Genomic DNA, 22,382 nt, shown 5'->3' with positions numbered 1-22,382 from the left:
TGTTTAATCACCAAAAGCTGGATATGATCGACAAACGCATCCGTGCCGCCCTGTTCCGCACCCGCCTTGCCGAGGCGATGGCCGAACGTGGCACCTCTCAGGCCGCGCTCGCGCGGGCGACCGGGGTGGACCGCTCGACCATCAGTCAGCTGCTGGTGTCCGACAAACGGCTGCCCAATGCGCAGCTGGCCGCCGATTGTGCGCAGGCGCTGGGGGTGTCGGCGGACTGGCTGTTGGGCCTGTCGGGACGGCCGGAGCCGGTGGCGGATCTGCTGGCGATGCAGCTGACCGAAACCCAGGCCCCGCGCGCGCTGATCGACGAGGCGATCTTTGGCTGGCACCAAGAGGCGGCGGGTTACAAGATCCGCCATGTGCCCGCGACGCTGCCTGACATGCTCAAGACCCGCGCGATGGTGGATTGGGAGTATGCGCCGCAACTTGGGCGCAGCTCGGCGCAGGCCATTGGCGCGTTCGAGGACCGGCTGGCCTGGATGCGCGGCGCGCGGTCTGATTACGAAATCGCCCTGCCCCGGCATGAGCTTTCGGCCTTTGCCCAAGGCAGCGGCTATTATGCGGGACTGCCGGTCGCGCTCCGGCTGGAGCAGATCGACCGCATGATCGAGCTGACCGAGGCGCTGTATCCGGCGCTGCGGGTCTATCTGTTTGACGCGCGCCGGGTGTTTTCCGCCCCGATCACGGTGTTCGGCCCACTGCTGGCGGTGCTGTATCTGGGGCGGCATTATCTGGCGTTCCGCGATACCGCGCGGGTGGACAGCTTTACCCGGCATTTCGACTGGCTGGTGCGCGAGGCCGCCGTGACCGCCCGCGAACTGCCCGCGCATCTGCGCGACCTGCGCGCACGGGTAACTTAGACGGCTTCAGAACGGGCGCAAGAAACGGGTGTCGTAGCCGTTGAAGTCGAAAATCTCGCGCGCGGCAGTCAGCCGGTCGGGCGGCAGGCTGCCGCCCCGGTTCAGGATGAAGCCGAAATCGCCCGAGGGGGTGCCGATGGCCAGCGTGCGATAATCGGTATCGACCCAGATCACCCACCAGTCCTGCTCGCTCACCCGGAACCGCCCCGGCCCGGTCGATGGCATCGGCCCGGCCAGCCGCACCTCTTGCCCCGACAGGCACAGCCGCGCGGTCAGGGTCAGCGCCCCGGCCCGCCCGCCAATGTCGGCGCCGCCGGGGGCACAGGAGACACCGGGCGGAGCAAAACTGGCGGTCTGCTGCCAGAGGCCCACCAGCCGGGCCTGATCCAGCTGCGCATTTGACCAGATCGGCGCGCCCGAGGCCCGGTAAGGCACCGGGGCGGGCGGCGCTTTTGGCGGCGCGCAGGCGGTCAGCGCCAGAATCAGGGCGCAAGCGGCCCAGGGACGCGCGCGGCTCAATTGATGCATTGGGTCAGCATCCTTCCCTGTTCATTCAGGATGTCATGACAGCCCAGCATCGGCGTCACCGGCGCGCAGGTGTTGGATGTGTTCAGGCAATAGCCCGTGCAATCGGTCGATCTGCGGCAGGATTTGCCCGCGTCCTTGGTCGGGGTCTGGCAGAATGCCGCCGTGCCGCCGCCCGCCACACTCCACCGCCCGCCCCGCTTTTCGCAGGCCAGATGCGCGGTCGTCTTGAACGCAGGCGGGGCGACAGGCTCTGCCTCTGCCGGGGGCGCATCTGACTGCGGCATGGTGTCGGGCACCGGCAACAGCGGCACAAGCGCCGTCTCGTCGGTGGCGGCCGCTGGGGATTGTGCGGGCGCTGCAGGGCCATCCAGCGAGGTCACCGCAATCTCGCCCCCGGTGATCGGGCTGGCCTGTGCGGCTGCGGGCGCGTCCTGTTTTGCCCCCGGCAAGGCCTGACACCCCGCCAGAAGCGGCAGCAGGACAAGCGGCAGGATCAGTCGCAAGCGCATGGTCTACCTATCGGACAGGGTTTGGCGCACAGATGGCCCCATTCGTCCCCGGCGCGCAAGCCCTTCGCGCGAAGGTTCAATAGGGCATCGGGTGCAGGCGGTGCGCGATGGCGATATCGGCCAGCACCGCCTCGGACAAAGTGACATCCGCAGCACCCATGTTGGTGGCCAGCTGCCCGACCGACGTGGCCCCGATGATCGGGATACAGGGGAACGGGCGCGACAGGCAAAAGGCGATGGCCATCTGGCACGGATCAAGGCCATGGGTCGCGGCGATGCCCAGATAGGCCGCAACGGCAGGAAACACCTGCGGCGTGATCCGCCCGCCCAGATCGGGCGTAAAGCTGCGCCGTGTACCTTCGGGCACCACATCGCCTGCGTATTTTCCCGACAAAAGCCCCGCCGCGAGCGGGGAAAACGCCAGAAGCGGCATATCCTCGACCATGCTCAGCTCGCACCAGTCGGTGTCGAACTGGCGGCACAACAGCGAGTATTCGTTCTGGACCGAGGTCATGCGCGGCAGGTCATGGGTCTGCGCCAGATGCAGCCACAGCGCCGCGCCCCAGGTGCTTTCATTCGACAGGCCGATGGCGCGGATCTTGCCCTCGGCGATCAGATCGGCGGCGGCGCGCAGCACATCAAGCATATCCGCCTCCACCGTCGCGCGGTCGGTGACGCGCGGCGCATAGCGCCAGGCCTGACGAAAGTGATAGCTGCCCCGGTTCGGCCAATGCAGCTGATAGAGGTCAATGTAATCGGTCTGCAACCGGCGCAGGCTGTCTTCGACCGCCATGCGCAGCGAGGCCCCGGTGATCGCCGCGCCGTCGCGCACCATCATCTGCCCCGCGCCCGAAATCTTCGTCGCGATCTGCACCCGCGACCGCCCGCCACGCTGGGCCAGCCAGGTGCCGATGATCGCCTCGGTCCCGCCCACGGTTTCGGCCCGCACCGGATTGGTCGGATACATCTCGGCGGTGTCCCAGAAGGTCACGCCATGGTCGAGCGCCAGATCGGCCTGGGCATGGCCTTCGGCCTCGGTGTTCTGGCTGCCCCAGGTCATCGTGCCCAGACACAGTTTCGACACCTCAATTCCGCTGCGCCCCAGTTGAACCCGTTCCATCAGCTGCCCTTTTCGATACGTCGTGTCTTTGCCCGCACCCTAACCGCCCCGCCGGGCATGGCAAGGCCAAGCGTCGCCGCGCACGGGGATTTGCGCCGCCCGCCGCGCAGAGGCGCGCCGCAACAGCCCGCCCGATCAGCCCCCTTTACACCGCCCGGCAAAGCGTCTTCTGTGCAGCAATGCGCTTGCTGATTTCCTTTGCCGCTCTGTTCCTGTCGGTCGTGCTGTTGCAGCTGGGCCTTGGCGGTGTGGCGCCATTGGATGCCATTTCCGGTGTGGTGCTGGGGTTCAGCACCGCGCAGATCGGGTTTCTGGGCTCGGCGCATTTCTTTGGCTTTTTCATCGGCTGCTGGTGGGCGCCGCGCCTGATGGGTGAAGTCGGGCATTCGCGCGCCTTTGCCGCCTTTACGGCGGCGGGAACGCTGGGGATTCTGGGCCATATGATGGTGGTCGATCCCTATGCCTGGGCGCTGATGCGGCTGACCTCGGGGCTGGCGGTGGCGGGGTGTTATACGATCATCGAGGCGTGGTTGCAGGCCAAGGTCACCAACGAGACGCGGGGCCGCGCCATGGGCCTGTACCGGATCGTCGACATCGCGGGCTCTCTGGGCGCGCAGCTGATGATCGGGGTGCTGGAGCCGGCGAGCTATCTGTCTTACAACATCCTCGCCCTGCTGTGCTGCGTGGCGATTTTCCCCCTGACTCTCAGCCGGGCCGAAGCGCCCGAGATGCCAGATGCGCCGCGCCTGCGGCCCGGTCTGGCGTGGCGGCTGTCGCCCCTGGCCTCGGCGGGGGTGGTCGTGTCGGGCATCACCGGGGCGGCGTTCCGCATGGTGGGGCCGCTTTACGGCACCGAAGTCGGTTTGCGCGCCGATCAGATCGCGCTGTTTCTGGCGGCTTACGTGCTGGGCGGGGCCTTTGCGCAATACCCGGTCGGCTGGCTGGCCGACCGCTATGACCGCCGCGCGGTGCTGATCGGCCTGTCTGTTGCCGGGGCGGCAGCCTGTGCGGCCACCGTTCTGGCGGCGGGCAGCGGCACGTTGGGGGTTTTCCTTGCCGCCGGGTTCTTTGGCTTTGTCACCCTGCCGGTCTATTCCGTCTCCACCGCCCACGCCCATGATTACGCCACCCAGATGGAGCGGGTGGAGCTGTCTGCCGCGCTGATGTTCCTCTACGCCGTCGGTGCCATCGCCAGCCCGCTGATCGCGGCGCTGCTGATCGACGGCTATGGCCCCTCGGCGATGTTCGTGATGATCGCGGTCTCGCATATCGGGCTGATCCTGTTCGGCCTTGCCCGGATGCGCACCCGCCCTGCCCCCGACAGCCGTACCCCCTATACCTATGAACCGCGCACCTCGTTCCTGATCGGCAAACTGCTGCGCGGCCGACGCGACCGCTGACAGGGGGCGCGGCCCTTGCAGGGATTGCTGCTTTCCAAATACTCAATTTGCGACCGCAGCCCCCTGCGCATCCTCTGGCAAGGCGCTCCTGCTTGCGCTAAACGGACGCCACCATCAGACAAAGGCGCATCATGGCACGGATTCTCATCACCTCGGCCATTCCCTATATCAACGGGATCAAGCATCTGGGCAATCTTGTGGGCAGCCAGCTGCCCGCCGATCTGTTTGCCCGCTACATGCGCGCCCGCGGGCATGAGGTGATGTTCATCTGCGCCACCGATGAACACGGCACCCCCGCTGAGCTGGCCGCAGCCAAGGCCGGGCAGCCGGTGGCAGAGTATTGCGCCGAAATGCATACGGTGCAGGCCGACATCGCGCGCGGCTTCCGGCTGTCATTCGACCATTTTGGCCGCTCGTCCTCCCTTCGCAACCACGTGCTGACCCAGCATTTCGCAGGCCAGCTGGCCGACAACGGGCTGATCCGCGAAGTCACGGAAAAGATGATCTATTCGGTTGATGATGGCCGTTTCCTGCCCGACCGCTATGTCGAGGGCACCTGCCCGAACTGCGGCTACGAATCCGCGCGCGGCGACCAGTGCGACAACTGCACCAAACAGCTGGACCCGACCGACCTGATCAACCCACGCTCCACCATCTCCGGCTCGACCAATCTGGAGCTGCGCGAGACCAAGCATCTGTATCTGATGCAACGCTCTTTGCGCGACAAGCTGGAGGCGTGGATCGGGTCAAAGACCGACTGGCCCCTGCTGACCACCTCGATCGCCAAGAAATGGCTCAACGATGGCGATGGTTTGCAGGACCGGGGCATCACCCGCGATCTGCACTGGGGCATTCCGGTCAAGCGTGGCGATCAGCCCTGGCCGGGGATGGAAGGCAAGGTGTTCTACGTCTGGTTCGACGCCCCCATCGAATATATCGCCGCCACCGCCGAATGGGCCGATGCCCAAGGCTTGGATGACGCCGCCTGGCAGCGCTGGTGGCGCACCGACAAGGGCGCAGATGACGTGACCTATTACCAGTTCATGGGTAAGGATAACGTGCCCTTCCACACCCTCAGCTTCCCCGCCACCATCCTTGGCTCTGGCGAGCCGTGGAAGCTGGTGGATTACCTCAAATCCTTCAACTACCTCAATTACGATGGCGGCCAGTTCAGCACCTCGCGCGGGCGCGGCGTGTTCATGGATCAGGCGCTGTCTATCCTGCCCGCCGATTACTGGCGCTGGTGGCTGCTCAGCCACGCGCCGGAATCGTCGGATGCAGAGTTCACGTGGGAGAATTTTCAAGGCTCGGTGAACAAGGATCTGGCCGATGTGCTGGGCAATCTGGTCAGCCGGGTGACGAAATTTGCCACCGCGAAATTTGGCACCACGGTTCCGGCGGGCGGCCAGTTTGGCCCGCTTGAAACCGCGCTGGTCGCCGATCTGGGCGCGCGCATCCGCGAGTACGAGTCGCTGATGCAGGCGATGGAGGTGCGCAAGGCCGCCGCCGAGCTGCGGGCGATCTGGGTGATCGGCAATGAATACCTGCAGGCTGCAGCGCCGTGGACGGTTGTGAAGACCGACCCGGAGCAGGCGCAGGCGATGATCCGGCTGAGCCTCAATCTGATCCGGGTCTATGCCATCCTGTCGCAGCCGTTCATCCCTGATGCGAGCGCGACGATGATGGCCGCCATAGGGTCGGATGACTGGACATGGCCCGATGACCTGCCCGCCGCGATGCGAAGCCTGGAGCCGGGGCAGCCGTTCACCGTGCCGGAAAACCTGTTCCGCAAGATCACCGATGAAGAACGCACCGACTGGCAGGCGCGCTTTGCCGGGGTCCGCACGTGACACAAATGCCAGACAGCCCTGTCTGGCAGCTTGTGCTGGTGCTCTGGGGCACGAAATACCCGGTGGCCGAGGTCAATCACCTGATTGACAGCGTCTGCCGCCTTGCCAGCCACGCCCCGCGCGTGGTGCTGATCACTGATCACCTGCGCGAAGGGTTGCGGGATGGCGTGGTGCAGCGGCTGATCCCCGATTTCTTCAGGACCGCCGACATGCGCGGACCCGGCTGCCAGGCCAAGCTGTGCATGTTCGAGGCGGGTGTGGTGCCCGACGATCTGCCTGCGGTGTTCATCGACATCGACACCGTGGTTCTTGGCGACATGACCCGGTTTCTGGCGCTGCAGTCCGGCCGGAAATCGGTCGTCATGTTCCACAATACTTTGCTTCCTTTCGGAGCAGTGTCGCGCCTGATCCACAAGGTTTCACGCGGCAAAAAATACCTGCGCGGCAACTCTTCCATTGTGATTTATCACCCGGCCGAATGTACAGATATTGCGGCGCTTTTCCGGGAGATGTTCGCAACAGTGGGCGCAAACGGAACGCCCGCGATGGTGGCAGATGACAAATTCATCAGCTGGTCGCATCAGCACGCGCTCCGGTCGATCCCGCACGATATGGCGGTGAAACTGCCCGCCGAATTCATGCTGCCCTGGCGTTGGCTGATCCACCTGCGCGCGCGCATGCCATGGGTGCGCAGCCGGTGGGCCGGGCTGATCGCGCTGACCCTGCCGGGGGTGGAGGTCAAGGGCGAGGCGCTGCTGGCGCTGCCCGACGGGGCCGAGATCGTGGACCGCAAGGGGCGGCGGCTGATCTGGTCCGAGGCGGCGCTGGGGCCGGTCAAGGCGCGGTTGACCGCCTATTACACGGCACTTCAGGAAAGCGGGAGAACACCTTGATTTTAGGTCATATTGGCGCGCGCAAAGGATCAAAGGGCGTGCCGGGCAAGAACTTTCGCACGCTCTGCGGCAAGCCGCTGATCGACTGGTCGCTGGATCAGCTGTTTGCCAACGCTCGCGTTGGTGCGGTGGTGGTCTCGACCGATGATCCGGCGATCTATGCCCATGCGGTCGCACGCGGCGCGCTGGATATCGGCCTGCGCCCGGCCGAGTTGGCCACCGATACCGCGCCGAAATGGGGGGTGTGGCAGCATGCGCTGGCGGCCTCCGAGCCGCTGTACGGGCCGGTTTCGGCGTTTCTGGATCTGGACTGCACCTCGCCGCTGCGCATTCCCGAAGACATCGACGGCGCGCTGGACAAGTTCGAAGCAGAGCACCCCGATATGGTGATGAGCGTCTGTGAGGCGCGCAAGAACCCCTATTTCAATCTGGTCGAACCCGATGCCACGGGCGCGTTGCAGGTCTCCAAACCGCTGCCCGGCGGGGTCTGGGCGCGGCAGGATGCGCCGGTGGTCTATGAGCATGTCGGCGTGGTCTACGTGCTGGCCCCGGCCTATCTGCGGCAGGCGCGTACCATCTATGAGGGGCGCGTGGTGCCGTTCGTGCTGCCGTCAGAGCGCTGCCATGACATTGATACGCCTTATGATTTCCGGCTGGTGGAGTTCCTGTTGACCGAACAGCTGAATGCAGGTGTCAGGAAGGTCTGACGACGGCCAGCAGCTGCGGGATCGCAGCAAGGGTCTTGCGCGTGGCGTCGGAATGGGCGGCGACAAAGGCGGCGATGCGGGCCGCGTCGGGCTGGCGATTGGCCAGCAGATCGGCGGCAAGGCGTTCGGCATCGGGGACCGAGCGCGCCACGCCTGCGGCCTCGGCTTCGGCAAAGGGGTATTCGATGGTATGGGTGTGCGGGCCTGTGATCACAGGCTTACCCAGCACCAGCGCCTCGGAAATGTTGTGTGCCCCTTTCGGGTTGAACCCACCGCCAACAATGACCTGATCCGCCATGGCGAGATAGCCATACATCTCGCCAAGGGAATCGCCGAAGAAGATGTCAGGAATGGCGGGCGATGCGCCCCACAGGCTTGGGTCAAAGGTGCCGGGCAGGCTTGACCGGCGTAGCGTAGAAAACCCTTCATCTGCAAGCGCTTGCGCGACCTCGTTAAAGCGCTCTGGGCGGCGTGGGACGTAGACGATCAGCGGCATCGGCAGGGCGTTTGCGGTGTGGTCGGCGCGCAGGGCGTGGATAGCGTGGATATAGGTCGCATCCTCGTCCTCGATCGCGCTGGCAATTGTGATCACACGCCGGTCCTGCGCCCCGATCCAGACCCGCGCCGCCTGCCCTGCGGCGACCAGTGCGGGCGGCACCGGCTGGTCAAAGCGCAACTCGCCGGTCACGGCGATGTTCTGCACTCCGACAGCGGCAAAACGCTGGCGTTGCAGATCGGATTTGACCAGCGCCCCGGCAAAGCCGCGCATCACCGCTTGCCGCAGGCGCAGGCCCTTGCTGTCGCGGGTGATCGCCCGGCTGGGGTATTGCGCGTTGCACATGAACAGCGGCACGCCATGGGCGCGCGCGGCCGCGACCATGCGCGGCCAGATCTCGATCTCCATCACCAGTCCGTAAGAGGGCTGAAACGCACGGAAAAAGCCGCGGTACGCCCAGCCGGTTTCCAGCGGCACCCAAACGGCGCGCAGGCGGTCTGCGGCGATGTCGGCGGCAAAGACCCGCTCTGCCTCGCCCCGGCCTGCGGGGGTGAAATGGGTGGTGACCACGGTGTCACCGCGGTCGAGCAGCGCGCGGATCAGCGGCACGGCGGAGCGGAGCTCACCCAGCGAGACCGCATGCACCCAGACCGGACCGGGCGCGAATTTTCTGCGAAAATTCACCGGCGCGCCGTAGCGCCCGAAGCGCTCGGCCAGATGCGCGGTATAGGCCGGATCCTTGCGGCCGCGCCGCCACAGATAGAGCAGGATCAGCGGCAGACCAAAGGTCCAGAGCGCCGACCACAGCAACAGAAAGGCCCGGATCATCGCCGCACCAAGACCGCAAGATCGGCGGCCAGCGGGTCCAGCCCGTTGGCGGCGCGCTGCACGATCTGGCTGGCGCGCAGGGCGATGTCGGGCAGATCGGGGTCTTGCAGCACCTCGGCAAGCTTGCCGAACGGCACCGAAACCGCTGCACCTTCGTCGTGCAGAAACTTGTAGTCATTTGCAAAATTGGAAATGTCGGGACCGTGCAGTATGGCAGCACTGAAATGCGCCGCCTCCCACGGGTTATGGCCGCCGGTGGCATCAAAGCCGCCGCCGATCAGCGCGGCCTCGGCCAGACGATACCACAGGCCCATCTCGCCATAGGTATCGGCCAGCCAGACCGCATCGCCGGTCGAGGGCACCCGGCCAAGGCTGCGGCGGGCGAAGGGCAGTTGGGCATCGGTCAGCTGGGCGGCCACAGCCCCCGCCCGGCCCGCATCGCGCGGCGCAAGGATCAGCAGCCAGCGCGGATCGGCCTGCCACAGCGCGGTCTGCGCCGCCATCGCCTGCGCCTCGTCGCCGGGGTGAGTGGAACCGGCGACCCAGACCCGACGGCCCTGCAACGCCGCCTGTGCTTGCGCGAGGGCGGCGGGGTCAGCGGCCAGCGGGGGGGCGGCGGATTTCAGCGAGCCGGTGACGCGCAACTGCGGCGCGCCAAGAGCGCGCAGATGATCGGCGCTGCGGCTGTCCTGCGCCGCGATCAGGGCAAAGCGGGCCAGGAGATCGGCATAGAGGCCGCGCGCCCTGGTCCGGCGGGCAAAGCCAGCGTCGGTCATCCGGGCATTGACCAGCGCCAGCGGAATCCCGCGCGCATGGGCGGCGACCACGGCGCCGGGCCACAGCTCCTGCTCGGCCCAGACCGAGAGGTCGGGGCGCCAGTGGTCGAGAAAGCGGCTCAGGTAGCTGGGCGCATCCAGCGGCAGATACTGGTGCTGGGTGCGCGGCGGCAGATTGGCCCCGATCACCTGCGCCGAAGACCGGGCGGAGGAGGTGATCAGAAAGCGCAGCGCCGGGTCGATCCGCGACAGCGCGGCGATCAGACCGCGCAAGGCCAGCACCTCGCCCAGCCCCACGGCATGCAGCCAGATCAGCCGCCCCTCGGGCCTTGAGGCTGAGGCATAGCCGCGCTTTTCCGCCACCCGCTCGGGGTCTTCCTTGCCGCGTGCGAGGCGGCGGCGCAGGATCAGCGGGCCGAGCGCCCCGATCAGCGGGCTGGCGGCCAGATAGGCGCGCAAGGCAAGGCGTTTTGGCGCGGGATCAGCCATTGTCTTGATCACGAAAGGCTTTTTGCAGCCCTTGCGCCCAGAATTCGGGGCGGGCAAGGGTTTGGGCAAAGCGGTCTGCCGCCCTGCCAGTCCCAAAGCCGGTGTCGGGGGCGTGGCGCTGGCCCCAGCGATCGGTCAGGAACTGCGCCACCGCCGCAGCGTCGCCCGCAGCGGCAAAGGCGACCGAGGCCGCCATCGCCCGGTTGGTCTGGCGGGTGCCGACATCGAGGGACGGGATACCAAGGAAAGGCGCTTCGCGCACCCCGGCGCTGGAATTGCCGACCATGCAGGCCGCGTGTTTCATCAGTTCCGAGAAATGCGCAAAGCGCATCGAGGGAATCAGGCGGAAGCGGTCTTTTGGCAGGCCGCGCAGCACGGCAAAAATCGACTCCGACCCCGGATCATTGTTCGGCGCGATCACCACGAAATTGCGCCCCGACGCCTCCAGCGCGCCGAACAGCGCCTGCGCCTGCGCGGCCATGGTCGCCTGTTCGCTGGTGACCGGGTGGAACACCGCGATGCCGTAGTCGTCAAACGGGATGTCATAGCGCGCCCGCACCTCCTCCAGCGTCACGCCTGACGGCGCGGCGTGGAAATCGAGCTCGGGCGAGCCGATGACATGGATCGCCTCCTCCGGCTCGCCCAGCGCCATCACCCGGCGCTTGGCGGTGTCGGAGGAGACAAAGTGATGCGTGGCCAGCTTGGTGTTGCAGTGGCGGAACACCTCGTCAATCGTGCCCGAAACCTCGCCGCCCTCGATATGGGCCGAGGCGATGTAATTGGTGGCGGCGACCAGAGCGCCCGCCAGCGCCTCGATCCGGTCGCCGTGTATGACGATCAGATCGGGCTGGTGTTCGGTGATATAGTCGGAAAAGCCGATGACGGTCTTGGCCAGCACGATATCCTGCCCGTCGCCGGGGCGCTGGTTGAGGAACTCATGCACCCGCACGCCGGGCATCCGCTGCACCTCCAGCTTGGTCAGGCCATAGCGTTCCATCATATGCATGCCGGTGACGAAAAACGTCACCCGGTGCCCGGCATCGCGCGCGGCAGCGGCGAGCGGTTCCAGCTTGCCGAAATCGGCGCGGGTGCCGGTGAGAAAGAGGATATGGCGGGTCATAGGGTGCGCTCTGCCGTTTTCGGGTCATGATTGGCCACCAGCGCCTTGATTTCCAGAAGAATATCAGGGGCAGGCGGTGTAACGCCCCCATCTTCGACCGCGCGCAGGTATTGCGCCCGCATGTCGTGAAAATAGGTCTGCGAGTTCTTTTTCAGATAGGTGGTGCCAAACAGCTGATCGGCCGCGAAACAAAAGCTGGTGTTGAACGGGCGGCGCAGGGCATTGGCGCGAATGTGGCTCAGGGCGGCATCACGCCACGCATCGCTGCCGTCATAGCTGGCAAGCAGCTCATCGCGTTCGCGTGCATATTTGGCATCGGCATAGGCGGCGTAGGTCAGGGTCTTGTGCAGAAAATCGGGCGCGCAGCTTTCGATCCGGTCAAGAAAGACCGAGCGGCGCATGAGGCCGGAAAAGCGGCGGCCACGATCCATCATGTATTTCGAAAAGCCGATTTCGCCATGTTTGATGGTGTATTTCTTGTCACTGGACATGCGGTACTGGTCCCAGAATTGTTTGAAAACATCTGATTTCCAGAACCCTGCAGAAAACAGGTAGAAATAGGATTCAATCTGGCGCAGTTCAAACCGGACGCTTCCATCCGGTTGATAGCGGACCTTTTCATCCTGATTGAGCCCGGCAGCATCGAGATCGTTAGTGTCCAGATGCTGTTCCAGCTGGCGGATCGGATCGCCGTTGATGGGCAGCCAGACGCTGTCATTCATGACGATCAGACGGTCGGGATCAGTGCCACGCGCGCGCAGAACCTTTAGCCCGTCGCGATAGCCGCCAAAATCGTAGCCGAAATTGGGGCGTTGCACGAGCAGCCAGGCAGAGCGGCGCAAAGCGGGCACATCCTGCGCCGCAGCACCACCATTCACCACGATCAGCGGGGCGTAACCGTGGCTGATCAGGTAATCGAGGGTGAGGAACACCGATCTGGGCACGGATTTTGGCTGATACAGCAGAAAGATGGCAACTTTGCTGCCCATCGCCAGATCGCCCGTGGTGATCTGCACCAACTGGTCAAAGTCACGGTCATAGGTTGCCCGCTGCCGCCGCTGCATCAGCTTTGAGGGGACAGCGGCGATCTGGCCGGGCAAGCCGGTGATCTGACGCCAGAAGCGCAGCATCTCGCGGCGGACTTTCCATGCGGGGATCATGCGGCCCTCGGAACAATTTGAAAGCTGTGCACGTCTTTACCTGTCTGATTGCCTGCCGCCTGATGGCAGCCGTTTTGTGATGCGGCCCAGCAGCAGATGGCCGCCTTTGCCGATCAGCGCGCCAAGCCGGTTCCGGTAGACGCCAAGCCTGCGATACCATGGGAGTTTTCTGACCTCGGCAAAGCCGTGGCCGGTGATGGTGCTGGTGTTGCCATCATCGACATGGCTGGGAAACGGCTGCAGCGCGAAGTGGCGAAAGCCGGTCAGGTCGATCCGGTCCAGCTGGTGGTCAATCGGGCGGCGGATCGGCAGCATGTCCGGCATGAGCCGTTTGGCACAATCGCGGGTGACCAGATAGGCCCCCATGCCGGTAAAGCTGCCGACAAACGCGTTGAGCTGATAGTCCCCCGCCTGCCCCTGCCCGACCGGAAACTTCGCCCGGATCTTGTTGAGCTTGAGCATATCCCAGCGGCCGGCATGGGCCAGCGCCACATCCAGTGCTGTCAGGAAATCGTCGTGAAACACCACGTCATCTTCCAGCACCAGAGCCACCTTGTGTGGCGAGTCAATCAGCGCCTGCCAGACCCCCAGATGGGAATGATAACAACCGATTTCACCCGGCAGAACCTCACGCCCGACATTGCTGCGAAAGGCGGGCAGATCGACGGTGGCGGCCAGCCGGTCCCATCCGGCCCGCCCATCCACCGCCTCAAACAGCGTGTAATCCAGCCCCAGCGCCTGCAACTGCGCCTGCATCCGCGCCAGGCGGTCGGTCGAGCGCGGCAGGTTGATCAGCCAGATGCCAAGATCGGCGCGGGTCAGGATCACGCCAGATCACCCCATTTCAGCTGGGTGTTGCGGGTCACGGCGCGGGTAAGGCGTTTGCCGACCACCTTGTCGAAGTCATAGCCCGCAATCTCGCCCGATCCGGGGCGGCGGGCCCAGATGTCGGATTCGGTGATCAGATGGCCCGCAGGCAGGTCGCGGTCGGCGACCACGCTCGCGCGGGCGAAGCGGTAGACGTCTTCTTCGGGGGCGGAGCGTTGTTTGGGGTTGTTGGCAGCGATCCAGATCTCGCGTGAGCGGTCGACCAGCAGCCGCAGTTCCGCCGGGTCCATCGAGTTGATGATGTCGGGGCCCTTGCGATAGCGGGTGTCGGTGTAGTGCCGTTCCAGAATGCAGGCCCCCAGCGCCACCGATGCCAGCGCCATTTCCGGCCCGATGGAATGGTCGGAAAAGCCCACCACCGCGTTGGGAAACGCGGCTTTCAGGTCGGTCACGCCGCGCAAGCTGACGATTTCAGCCGGCGACGGGTACAGGTTGGTGCATTCCAGCAGCGCATAGTCCACCCCCGCCGCATCCAGAATGGCGACGCTGGCGCGCAGGGTTTCAATCGTCTGCATGCCGGTGGACAGGATCACCGGCTTGCCCTTGCGGGCGATGTGGCGGATCAGCGGCAGGTTGTCGGCCTCTCCGCTCCCGATCTTGTAGGCGGGCACGTCGAGGGTTTCGAGAAAATCCGCCGCCGCGCGCGAAAACGGAGTCGAGATCCAGATCATCCCCAGCGACTCAGTATAGCGCTTCAGCTCGGTCTCATCCGCCAGCGACAGCGCGCAACGCTCCATCACATGCCAGATCGAGACATCGGCATTGGGCGGAAAGATCGACTTGGCCTCATCGGTCATCTCGTCTTCAAGGATATGAGTCTGATGCTTGATCATCTCGCAGCCCGCACCGGCGGCCAGACGGACCATCTCTTTGGCCACCTCCAGACTGCCGCCATGGTTGATGCCGATTTCGGCGATCACCAAAGGCGGATGGTTGGGGCCGATCTCACGGGTGCCGATTTTCATGGGCGGGATCCTTGCAAGCTGTTTGCCCTGATCTACCGCCCACACGCCCGCAAGGAAAGCCCTATGCCCGCAACCGCTGTGCCAGATGGGCGATCCTTGGCCGCAGGTCGGGGCTGACCGGCCCCTCACGCGCGGGGTCCAGCAGCGTGGTCAGCAGATGCGGTGCAGGCGGCGGCCGCCCGCCCCCACCCCAGCTGAGCGCGCGCAGGATGGCCTGCGCCTCATCCGGCAGCTGGTCGGGAATGTCATGGCCCGCCAGCGTGGCCCAAAGGGCTGTCCAGCAGCGCCCCACGCTCCACGGATTGTAGCCGCCACCGCCCAGCAACAACAGGCGCGGGGCCAGCGGAAGCAGTGCCCGCAGCACCCCGATATAGGCGCGGTTCGACAGCGACAGCCGCGACAGCGGGTCTTCGCCCAGCGAATCCGCCCCGGCCTGCAGCACGATCACATCGGGGCGATGCGCCTGCACCTGCGGCAGGATCACCGCGTCCAGCACCGCGCGCATGTCGGTATCATTGAGCCCGCGCGGCAGCGGCAGGTTGACGCAATTGCCGCCGCCGTCATCCTCCAGCGCGCCGCTGAACGGCCAGCGCCCCTCTTCATGGGTGGAGATCAGCAGGGTCTGCGGATCGCCGGCAAACCCGTGCTGCACCCCGTCGCAGTGATGGGCGTCGATGTCGACATAGGCCACGCGGGCCATGCCTGCCCGGCGCAGCGCCAGCACCGCCAGCACCGGATCGTTGAGGTAGCAAAAGCCATTGGCGCGGTCGGGCAGACCGTGATGGGTGCCGCCGCCCGGCACATGCACGGCGCTGGTGCCCGTGGCCAGCAACTCCGCTGCCAGCATGACGCCCCCGGCCCCGGTGGCGGGGCGCGAAAAGACCTGCGCGAACACCGGGTTCGACAGCGTGCCCAGATGATGCCGGGCGCGGATGGCGTCAGTGACCGCGCCCTCGGCCTCGGCCTGCTGCAAGGCGGCCACATACTCCGGCGTGTGCCACCGGGCCAGTGCAGCAGGCTTGGCTCGCGGACTGGCGCGGTACTGCGCGGCGGGCAGCCAGCCGAGCGCGCGGCACAGATCCATCACGGTCGAGACGCGCGGCACCCGCAACGGATGCGCCGGACCATAGGACGAGCCGCGATAGACCTCAGACCCGATGAACAGCGGCATGCTTAGCGCAACAACGGCTCGATCCGCCCGGTGATGGCAGTGGAGATCGGGTTGACCGATGCCCCCCAAGTGCCCAGCACCTCACCGCCGGGGCCAAGCAGCACCTTGTTGAAGTTCCAGCCAGGCGCAAACCCATGTTCGGTGGCCAGCCAGCGGTAAAACGGATGCGCCTGCCCGCCCCGGACATGGGTGATATCGGTCATCGCGAGAGTCAGATCAAAGCGGATCGCGCAATATTCCTTGACGGCCTGCGCATCGGCCAGTTCCTGATTGAAATCATCCGACGGCACCGCCAGCACCAGAAGCCCGCGCGCGCCATAGCGGTCGTGCAGCGCCTGCAGATCATCGAACTGCCCGGCAAACCCGCACAGCGACGCGGTGTTCACCACCAGAACCGGATGGCCACGCCAGTCGTCCAGATCAATCCACCCGCCGTCAATCGAGGCAAAGGAGAAGCCGCCCGCCGCAGCTTTCGCCGCCCCCGACGCTGCCAGCAGCCCGGTTGCAGCCAGACCGAGGACCACGCCGTTCTGAGCTGCCTTGTGCAGAAATGTCCGACGACGCATGCGCATACCCCTTCCGCCTGACTCTTATCCTGCGCAGATAGGCCGGACCGGGGAAAGATCAAAACGGAACCACAGATATGTCGGTCTGACCAATGGTTTTGTCGCTTGGGGGTGTTAACTTTCAGGAAAGTCACCCATATTGGAAAATCAAACTCCGACCCGGATCAACCAGGCGCGGCTATTCCACCCTCTGACAGGCCATACGCAGAAACGACACAGACGGCATGAAACCAGCAACAGCAGACCAGTTCGCCCTGTCCCCGCCAGAGGAAGGGTGCGCCAGCCAGCACGCCGCCTTGTGCTGGCGGATGCATCGTGGCCGGGTGCAGGTCTTGCTGATCACCAGCCGGGATACCGGGCGCTGGATCGTGCCAAAGGGCTGGCCGATGGCGGGCAAAACCCCTGCCGACACCGCAATGACCGAAGCCTGGGAAGAGGCGGGGGTTCTGGGCAGCCTGGAGACAACGGACCCGCTCGGATTTTACGGCTATGACAAGCTGCGCGGGCAAAAAGACCCGATTCCCTGCATTGTCAGCGTTTTTGCCCTGCGCGTGACCCAATTGGCCGACAAGTTCCCCGAGCGCAATCAGCGGCGGCGTAAATGGTTTGATGCGCAAAAAGCGGCGCGCAAAGTGGCCGAACCGGACCTGCGCGGCCTGCTGTCGCAACTGTCACTCAAGGGGCAAATGCTGGTGCGGGTTCCGGTGCGCAAAAAGCCCGCTTGAATTCGGGCCGGGGATTGTTAGCTGTGACACAGGCAAACCGCCCCGCTGCATTGGTGCCCAGATGATCCGCTACAACCTGAAATGTGCGCAAGCCCATGACTTCGACAGCTGGTTTCAGTCTTCCGAAGCCTATGAGACGCTGCGCGCCGCGGGCCATGTCACCTGCCCGGTCTGCGGCTCGGGCCAGGTGGAAAAGCTGCTGATGGCCCCCGCCGTGCGCCCTGCCCGTTCTGCCGCCACGCCGCCAGTCCAGCCCCCTGCCCCCTCGCTCTCGCAGCCGCAGAATGACCGGGAACAGGCCCTCGCCGCGCTGCGCGCGCAGGTCGAGGCCAATTCGGAATATGTCGGCATGAATTTCGTGACCGAAGCCCGCGCCATGCATGACGGCACCGCCCCCGAACGCGCGATCTATGGCGAGGCCAAACCGGAAGAAGCGAAAAAGCTGATCGAAGACGGCGTGCCGGTCGCCCCGCTGCCGTTTCTGCCCAAGCGCAAGGCGAACTGACCCGCCCGCGCGCCCTGCATCCCTGCCGGAGCCTCCGGCGGGAGTATTTTGGCAAGCAGCAATCCGGCAAACCGCCTTTGAATTGCTGCTTTCCAAATACTCATCTTACTTCCCGAACTTGCCCCGCAGAGCATCGGCAAAGGGATTGGCGCTGTTGCCCTGAGCCGCCCCGTGCGGGGCCGCCTGCATTGGCAGCGGTTTGCCACGGGGGGCGGGTTTGTCGGCACGGTCCGCCGCGCGCTCGCGGGCGTTTTCCCGCGCGTCGGCACTGTCTTTGCGCATGGTCAGCGCGATGCGCTTGCGGGCGGCATCGACCTCGACCACGCGGACCTGCACCACATCGCCGGCCTTGACCACCTCATGCGGGTCTTTCACAAAGCGGTCGGCAAGCTGGCTGACATGGACCAGACCATCCTGATGCACGCCAACATCGACAAAGGCGCCAAAGGCCGCGACGTTGGTGACGGTGCCTTCCAGCATCATGCCGGGCTTCAGGTCGCGGATCTCGTTCACGCCCTCGGTAAAGGTCGCGGTGCGGAAGCTGGGGCGCGGGTCGCGGCCCGGCTTTTCCAGCTCGGACAGGATGTCCTTGACCGTGGGCAGGCCGAAGCGGTAGTCAATGAACTGGCGCGGGTCGAGCTTTTGCAGGGCTGTGGCATCGCCCATCAGACTGCGGATGTCACGGCCGCAAGCGGCAGTGATGCGGCGGGCCACCTCATAGGCTTCGGGGTGGACCGAGGAGGCATCGAGTGGTTCCTTGCCGCCCGCGATGCGCAAAAAGCCTGCGGCCTGCTCGAATGCCTTTGGCCCCAGCCGCGCGACCTTCAGCAGCTCGCGCCGGGTGGTGAACGGGCCGTTGGCGTCACGGTGCGCCACAATCGCCTCGGCCAGACCGGCCCCCACGCCCGACACGCGCGCCAGCAAGGGCGCGGAGGCGGTGTTGAGGTCGACGCCGACGGCGTTCACCGCGTCTTCAACCACCGCTTCAAGGCTGCGGCCCAGACGGTGCTGGTCAACGTCGTGCTGATACTGGCCGACGCCGATGGATTTGGGTTCGATCTTGACCAGCTCCGCCAGAGGGTCTTGCAACCGGCGGGCGATGCTGACCGCGCCGCGCAAGCTGACATCCAGATCGGGGAACTCCTTAGCCGCCAGTTCCGAGGCGGAATAGACCGAAGCCCCGGCTTCGGACACGATGACCTTGACCGGCTTTTCGGCCCCGGGCAGCACAGCCAACAGATCGGCCACCATCTTTTCCGTCTCGCGGCTGGCGGTGCCGTTGCCGATGGCGATCAGCTGCACCTTGTGCTTGCCGATCAATTGCGCAATCGCCACCTGTGCGCCGCGCAGGTCGTTCTTTGGCTGGAACGGATAGACCGTATCAGTCGCCACCACCTTCCCGGTGGCATCCACCACCGCCACCTTGACCCCGGTGCGGATGCCCGGATCAAGGCCCATGGTCGCCTTGCCGCCCGCAGGGGCGGCCAGCAGCAGATCCTTGAGGTTGCGGGCAAAGACGTTGATCGCCTCGGCCTCGGCCCGGTCGCGCATCTCGCCCATCAGATCGAGGGTGAGCGAGGTTTTCAGTTTGATCCGCCACGCCCAGCTGGCCGCTTCGCGCAGCCAGGCATCGGCGGCACCTTTGGAGCCGGCCGACAGCGCGGCACCGCAGGCCTGTTCGGCGGGGCTCTGGCCGCGCGGGGCGTCGGGGTCGATGTCGAGGTCGATGGTCAGAAAGCCCTCGTTCCGGCCACGCAGCATGGCCAGCACGCGGTGGCTGGGCGCGGTGGCCCAGGCCTCGTTATGGGCGAAGTAATCCGAGAACTTCGCGCCCTCGGTCTCTTTGCCGGCGATCCCCTTGGCCGACAGGCGGGCGACCTTTTTCATATGCTCGCGCAGGCGGCCCAGCAGGGAGGCGTTTTCGGACAGACCTTCGGCGATGATGTCGCGCGCCCCTTCAAGGGCGGCTTTCACGTCGGCGATGGCTTCGGTGACATAACCCGCCGCCAGCGTGGCGGGGTCGGCAGAGCGGTCGGCCAGAATCGCATCGACCAGCGGCTGCAACCCGTTTTCGCGGGCGATCATCGCCTTGGTGCGGCGTTTGGGTTTGTAGGGCAGGTAGATGTCTTCGAGCTCGGCCTTGGTCACCGCCTTGGCAATCGACAGCGCCAGCGGATCGGTCATCTTGCCCTGCTCGGTGATCGAGCCAAAAATCGCCGTGCGCCGCTGTTCCATCTCGCGCAGGTAGACCAACCGCTCGGCCAGCAGGCGCAGCTGCGAATCGTCCAGACCCCCGGTCACCTCTTTGCGGTAGCGCGCGATAAAGGGCACGGTCGCGCCCTCATCCAGCAGCGCCACGGCGGCGGTGACTTGCGGGGTTTGCGCGTTGATCTCGGTCGCGATGGTCTGCGCGATGCGGCGGGTGGTGTCTGGCGTCATGAATGGCATTCCCTCTGGTCGGACGGCGACCATAGCCAAGGCGCGGCGCGAGGGAAAGAGCGGGCCAGGACGGGCGGCGAAACCCGCCACCAAAAGCCAAAAGCCACCCGTAAGGGTGGCTCTGGCGTGGTGTCTTTGGAAAATGGTACCGACTGCCCGGCTCGAACGGGCGACCCCCAGATCCACAATCTGGTGCTCTAACCAACTGAGCTAAGTCGGCACTTGGGGGCGATGTAACGCCCCTTTTGCGGGATTGCAAGCGGGGTTTGGCGCAAATCTTGCCAAGCCGGACCCTGCTGATCCCGGTGGCGTGCGGCTTGCGAAAGCGGGCAAAGGGCGCTAGGGCAAGGTCTGCATCAGCAAGGGGGCCGCAATGGGCATCGACAAGGAAAGCGAAATCGCCGCAAACCTTCAGATCGGGCCGACCTCGGCCGGGATGGTTCGCATCTATATCGAAGCCGATGGCGGCGTCGAGCTGCCGCTGGATTTCGAGCCGGAAGAGGCCGAGGAAATCGCCGAAGAATTGCGCGCGGCGGCAGAGGCTGTGCGCGCCATGGGCGGCAGCAAGGGCGCAGGCGGCGGCAAGCCTAAGCCCAGGCGGAAATAACCCCGGCCGGGTCGCGCAGCGCCTGAAGCCGCAGCGCGGCGTGGCGGGCAAAGCCCTGCAATACGGCCTTGCGCCGGGCGGGGGCGAGCGGGGTATCGGGCCCCATGCGCATGATCTCGGCCCCGTAGGCATCCGCCAGGATAAGCCCGGTTTCCTCGGGCAGCAGTCCGGTCGGAAAATCGGCATCCACCGCCCAGAAAAACCGGTCACACCACGGCAGATAGCCCTGCCATTTGCGGTCGGCCTGATAATCGGCGCGGCAGGATTTGCATTCGATCACCCAGACCTGCCCCTTGGGGCCAAGCGCCATCAGATCGACGCGCAGGCCGGGGGTCGGCACCAGTTCTTCCACCGTGACAAAGCCCATGTCCCGCAAGGCGCGCGCCACCCCACGGGCAAGGCGCTGACCGGGCATTCCGGGTAAGGGTTCGGGTGCGATATTCATGGCTCCAATATGAATAAAAGGTGAACATCTGACAAGAGGGGCGTGAAATTTTCGCCGGTCCTGTCTGGCGCAGCTTTGTCAGGGCAATATCAGGCAGGGTGTTATCCCTGTCGCAAGACTCATGAATTTCGCGGCGATGCAGCGGGTCCGCCACTCAGGGCATCGGCCGTTGGCAGAGTATCACGCAAATGCCGCCCGGCCCCCTTGCCCTGAGCCTGAGCTGCGCCTATCTGTTGTGGTGGCGGGTGCTGCTCTTCGCGTGCTGGGGCTTTTTTCCAGTGGCCGATAAGCAAACGAATGGATGCTGGCTCTGGCAAGATCCTGGTCTTGCTACCTGGTGCCCACCTGAGACCTCTGGCTCTCGGGAAACCATGCCACCCACGGCTGCTGCGGGCCCGCCACCCTACCCTTCTGGCAGACACGAAAAAGGGGCGGATTTCTCCGCCCCTTTTCTGCTGTGTGGGGTTTTCCGGCTCAGAAGCCGAACACCAGCGAAACACCCAGCTTGTTGTCGGTCTTGATCGCACGGCTATCGTTGTATTCGCTCAGATAGCTGATCCGGGTCGAGAACGCGTCAGTCATCTTGACGTTCAGGCCCAGATCGTTGCTCGCACGCAGTGCCGAGTCCGACTTCAGAACATCGGTATCATTCGTCACGAAGAAGTTGTCGTTGATCTTGTAGAAGAACCGCGACGCGGCCAGATAGCCGGTCTCCGTGGTCGAATCGCGGGCACCGTCCTGCAGGTAGCTGACGCCGACACCTGCCTGGACGCGCCAGGAAACGTCCGGCGTGTTTACGATGCGATAGCCCGGACCGAAGCCAAGGAACGCGTCACGCCGGTTTTCGTCAGCCGTTTCGGCCAGCCCGTTGGTCTGCAGACGGGCCAATGCGAAACCATAGAAGTTCTGGTCAAAGTAGTAGTTGGCGTCATAGACGACAAAAACGTCTTCTTTGGTCGCGGTATTGTTCGCCTCGGCAAAGTCGAGTGCTGCGCCGATCGTCTGAACGAACTGGCCCTGCGCATAGCGCAGACGCACACCGGCAGTGATGTCTTGCGACTCGTTGTTGCCGGTCTTGCCCGAATAGCCCAGCGACGCGCTGCCGCTGAAACCGGGTTGGAATTCGGGGCTGCCAAAACGTGCCGCGTCTTCGGCCCGCGCCAAATCATCTGCGACATCATCGCTGATGTCGTCGATGCGATCATTCACCGACTCAACGCCCGTGATGGCGACTTGCGCCACAGCGGCAGGCGCAAAAGCGACTTGGGCGGCGGCAATGGCCAGCACGCCGGCACCAAGGGTGCGGAGTTTGACTGTCATCAT

Annotated in this window: 22 protein-coding genes and 1 tRNA gene; 8 read left to right on the top strand and 15 right to left on the bottom strand. The window is 65.1% G+C overall.

The features are described from left to right. Positions 1-23: 23 nt before the first annotated feature. Positions 24-872: a helix-turn-helix domain-containing protein gene (locus tag D1012_RS11175; RefSeq protein ID WP_118152155.1), complete on the top strand. Its 849-nt coding sequence runs from the start codon at positions 24-26 to the stop codon at positions 870-872. 6 nt (positions 873-878) lie between these two features. Here D1012_RS11175 and D1012_RS11170 read toward each other — a convergent pair whose 3' ends face one another. The 3 genes from D1012_RS11170 to D1012_RS11160 all read right to left on the bottom strand — a co-directional run bounded on the left by D1012_RS11170 (position 879) and on the right by D1012_RS11160 (position 3,029). Continuing rightward, positions 879-1,400, bottom strand: a complete 522-nt coding sequence (locus D1012_RS11170; protein ID WP_118152153.1) for a lipocalin family protein — start codon at positions 1,398-1,400, stop codon at positions 879-881. Next, the gene (locus D1012_RS11165) at positions 1,388-1,909 is read right to left on the bottom strand and encodes a hypothetical protein (RefSeq protein WP_118152151.1); all 522 of its coding nucleotides are present in this window, start codon (positions 1,907-1,909) and stop codon (positions 1,388-1,390) included. The genes D1012_RS11170 and D1012_RS11165 overlap by 13 nt, the downstream gene beginning before the upstream one ends. 76 nt (positions 1,910-1,985) lie before the next feature. Then, complete coding sequence (locus D1012_RS11160) at positions 1,986-3,029, bottom strand: aldo/keto reductase (RefSeq protein WP_118152149.1); 1,044 nt, start codon at positions 3,027-3,029, stop codon at positions 1,986-1,988. Positions 3,030-3,208: 179 nt separating this feature from the next. On the opposite strand from D1012_RS11160, the gene D1012_RS11155 reads away from it, so the two are divergent. The 4 genes from D1012_RS11155 (at position 3,209) to D1012_RS11140 (ending at position 7,879) form a co-directional block, all read left to right on the top strand. Beyond that, positions 3,209-4,429 (top strand): MFS transporter, encoded by a 1,221-nt coding sequence (locus D1012_RS11155; protein WP_118152147.1) that lies wholly within the window; start codon positions 3,209-3,211, stop codon positions 4,427-4,429. A 131-nt stretch (positions 4,430-4,560) separates the two neighbouring features. Then, positions 4,561-6,279: a methionine--tRNA ligase gene (metG, locus tag D1012_RS11150; RefSeq protein WP_118152145.1), complete on the top strand. Its 1,719-nt coding sequence runs from the start codon at positions 4,561-4,563 to the stop codon at positions 6,277-6,279. Then, positions 6,276-7,172 (top strand): hypothetical protein, encoded by an 897-nt coding sequence (locus tag D1012_RS11145; RefSeq protein ID WP_147335678.1) that lies wholly within the window; start codon positions 6,276-6,278, stop codon positions 7,170-7,172. The genes metG and D1012_RS11145 overlap by 4 nt, the downstream gene beginning before the upstream one ends. Continuing rightward, positions 7,169-7,879: an acylneuraminate cytidylyltransferase family protein gene (locus tag D1012_RS11140; protein ID WP_118152141.1), complete on the top strand. Its 711-nt coding sequence runs from the start codon at positions 7,169-7,171 to the stop codon at positions 7,877-7,879. Before D1012_RS11145 ends, D1012_RS11140 begins: the two co-directional genes overlap by 4 nt. Here the strand turns inward: D1012_RS11140 and D1012_RS11135 are convergent. The 8 genes from D1012_RS11135 to D1012_RS11100 form a co-directional block, all read right to left on the bottom strand. Next, positions 7,866-9,203, bottom strand: a complete 1,338-nt coding sequence (locus tag D1012_RS11135; protein ID WP_118152139.1) for a 3-deoxy-D-manno-octulosonic acid transferase — start codon at positions 9,201-9,203, stop codon at positions 7,866-7,868. The genes D1012_RS11140 and D1012_RS11135 overlap by 14 nt on opposite strands. Further along, entirely contained in the window at positions 9,200-10,480 is a 1,281-nt protein-coding gene (locus D1012_RS11130) for a 3-deoxy-D-manno-octulosonic acid transferase (RefSeq protein WP_147335677.1), read from the bottom strand. Before D1012_RS11130 ends, D1012_RS11135 begins: the two co-directional genes overlap by 4 nt. Then, on the bottom strand, positions 10,461-11,588 hold the full coding sequence (gene neuC, locus D1012_RS11125) for a UDP-N-acetylglucosamine 2-epimerase (RefSeq protein WP_118152136.1): 1,128 nt from the start codon (positions 11,586-11,588) through the stop codon (positions 10,461-10,463). The genes D1012_RS11130 and neuC overlap by 20 nt, the downstream gene beginning before the upstream one ends. Continuing rightward, a complete protein-coding gene (locus D1012_RS11120; protein ID WP_118152134.1) occupies positions 11,585-12,748 on the bottom strand; it encodes a rhamnan synthesis F family protein in 1,164 nt (387 codons plus the stop codon). The genes neuC and D1012_RS11120 overlap by 4 nt, the downstream gene beginning before the upstream one ends. 36 nt (positions 12,749-12,784) lie before the next feature. Then, the gene (locus D1012_RS11115) at positions 12,785-13,576 is read right to left on the bottom strand and encodes a glycosyltransferase family 25 protein (RefSeq protein ID WP_118152132.1); all 792 of its coding nucleotides are present in this window, start codon (positions 13,574-13,576) and stop codon (positions 12,785-12,787) included. Further along, positions 13,573-14,601 (bottom strand): N-acetylneuraminate synthase family protein, encoded by a 1,029-nt coding sequence (locus D1012_RS11110; RefSeq protein ID WP_118152130.1) that lies wholly within the window; start codon positions 14,599-14,601, stop codon positions 13,573-13,575. The genes D1012_RS11115 and D1012_RS11110 overlap by 4 nt, the downstream gene beginning before the upstream one ends. Positions 14,602-14,662: 61 nt before the next feature. Further along, positions 14,663-15,772 (bottom strand): arginase family protein, encoded by a 1,110-nt coding sequence (locus tag D1012_RS11105; RefSeq protein ID WP_118152128.1) that lies wholly within the window; start codon positions 15,770-15,772, stop codon positions 14,663-14,665. A gap of 2 nt (positions 15,773-15,774) precedes the next feature. After that, positions 15,775-16,338, bottom strand: a complete 564-nt coding sequence (locus tag D1012_RS11100; protein ID WP_118152346.1) for a glutathione peroxidase — start codon at positions 16,336-16,338, stop codon at positions 15,775-15,777. 224 nt (positions 16,339-16,562) lie between these two features. Between D1012_RS11100 and D1012_RS11095 the strand changes: the two genes are divergently transcribed. Next, on the top strand, positions 16,563-17,063 hold the full coding sequence (locus D1012_RS11095) for an NUDIX hydrolase (RefSeq protein WP_118152126.1): 501 nt from the start codon (positions 16,563-16,565) through the stop codon (positions 17,061-17,063). Between the two features lie 61 nt (positions 17,064-17,124). Further along, complete coding sequence (locus tag D1012_RS11090) at positions 17,125-17,568, top strand: DUF1178 family protein (protein ID WP_118152125.1); 444 nt, start codon at positions 17,125-17,127, stop codon at positions 17,566-17,568. A gap of 105 nt (positions 17,569-17,673) precedes the next feature. On the opposite strand, the gene D1012_RS11085 is transcribed toward D1012_RS11090, so the two are convergent. Further along, positions 17,674-20,007 carry a Tex family protein gene (locus tag D1012_RS11085; protein ID WP_118152344.1) on the bottom strand — a complete coding sequence of 778 codons (2,334 nt, stop codon included), beginning with the start codon at positions 20,005-20,007 and terminating at the stop codon, positions 17,674-17,676. Between the two features lie 143 nt (positions 20,008-20,150). Next, positions 20,151-20,227, bottom strand: a tRNA-His gene (locus D1012_RS11080). Positions 20,228-20,380: 153 nt separating this feature from the next. Here D1012_RS11080 and D1012_RS11075 point away from each other — a divergent pair. Next, a complete protein-coding gene (locus D1012_RS11075) occupies positions 20,381-20,614 on the top strand; it encodes a DUF6324 family protein (protein WP_118152123.1) in 234 nt (77 codons plus the stop codon). On the opposite strand, the gene D1012_RS11070 is transcribed toward D1012_RS11075, so the two are convergent. Next, on the bottom strand, positions 20,595-21,059 hold the full coding sequence (locus D1012_RS11070) for an MmcB family DNA repair protein (RefSeq protein WP_118152121.1): 465 nt from the start codon (positions 21,057-21,059) through the stop codon (positions 20,595-20,597). The genes D1012_RS11075 and D1012_RS11070 overlap by 20 nt on opposite strands. Positions 21,060-21,533: 474 nt before the next feature. Further along, positions 21,534-22,379: a DUF481 domain-containing protein gene (locus D1012_RS11065; protein ID WP_118152341.1), complete on the bottom strand. Its 846-nt coding sequence runs from the start codon at positions 22,377-22,379 to the stop codon at positions 21,534-21,536. Positions 22,380-22,382 lie beyond the last annotated feature (3 nt).

The organism is Pseudotabrizicola alkalilacus (genome assembly GCF_003443995.1).
GTDB lineage: Bacteria > Pseudomonadota > Alphaproteobacteria > Rhodobacterales > Rhodobacteraceae > Pseudotabrizicola > Pseudotabrizicola alkalilacus.
The sequence above is the reverse complement of the archived record's forward strand: the minus strand, read 5'-3'. Positions and strand labels throughout refer to the sequence as shown.